General features: G+C 76.6%; 2 pseudogenes. One reads left to right on the top strand and one right to left on the bottom strand.

The annotated features are described in order from the left end of the window. A pseudogene (locus tag MVA01S_RS31795) lies at positions 1 to 352 on the bottom strand (PE family protein); the annotation flags it as partial. Positions 353 to 410: 58 nt separating this feature from the next. Here MVA01S_RS31795 and MVA01S_RS31790 point away from each other — a divergent pair. Then, a pseudogene (locus MVA01S_RS31790) lies at positions 411 to 1,040 on the top strand (hypothetical protein); the annotation flags it as partial.

Raw genomic sequence — 1,040 nt, 5'->3', positions numbered from 1 at the left:
ACGAAGCCGGTGTGGTGACCCCGCCGGCCCCGCCTGCGCCGGGTGGCCCGGTCGACGGTGCGACCGAGGTCGTCACCCCGCCCGGACCGGGAGCGCCGGGCGCCCCCGTCGAGTCTTCGGTGGAGGGCGCCACGCCGCCCGCCCCCGGCGGCCCGGGCACCCCGTCGGTGAACACGGTGGAGACGTTCTCCCCGCCGGCCCCGCCCGCGCCGGGAACCCCGTCGTCCAGCACGGTCGAGACGTTCTCGCCGCCGGCTCCTCCTGCGCCCGGTACGCCGGTCGAATCCTCGGTGGAGATCCCGGCGCCGCCGGCTCCCGGCGTGCCGGGTGTGCCTGCCGGTGGTGAGGTCAATGTGGCGACCCCGCCGGCCCCGGGCGTGCCCGGAACTCCCGTGCATACCGCGCTTGAGGTGGCCACGCCACCCGCACCGGGTGTGCCCGGTGTGCCGATCGAGGCATCGTCGAGTGTGGTGACCCCGCCGTCGCCGGGTGTTCCTGGGGCCCCGGTGAACTCGTCGATCGAGGTGGCGACGCCTCCTGCTCCGGGTGTGCCCGGTGCTCCGATCGAGGCATCGTCGAGTGTGGTGACCCCGCCGTCGCCGGGTCTTCCCGGTGCGCCGGTGGATTCGTCGATCGAGGTGGCGACGCCGCCCGCGCCCGGTGTGCCCGGCGAGCCGGTGGTGGGTGAGGCCGGTGTGGCGACGCCGCCTGCTCCGGGTGTGCCTGGTGCGCCGGTGGATTCGTCGATCGAGGTGGCTACGCCGCCTGCTCCCGGTGCGCCTGGTGTGCCCGCTGGCGGCGAGGTGGATGTCGTGACGCCGCCTGCGCCGGGTGTGCCCGGTGCTCCGGTGGTGGGTGAGGCCGGAGTGGCCACCCCGCCGGCCCCGGGTCTGCCTGTCGTCCCTGCCGGCGGCGAGGCCGGCGTCGTGACGCCGCCCGCACCCGGTGTGCCCGGTGCTCCGGTCATCGGTGAGGCCGGCCTGGTTCCGCCGCCGGGGATTCCTGCGCCCGGCGCCCCGATCGACGCGGCTGCCGGTCTC

It is taken from the genome of Mycolicibacterium vaccae NBRC 14118 = CIP 105934, assembly GCF_001552715.1.
GTDB classification, from domain to species: Bacteria; Actinomycetota; Actinomycetes; order Mycobacteriales; family Mycobacteriaceae; genus Mycobacterium; species Mycobacterium vaccae.
The sequence above is the reverse complement of the archived record's forward strand: the minus strand, read 5'-3'. Positions and strand labels throughout refer to the sequence as shown.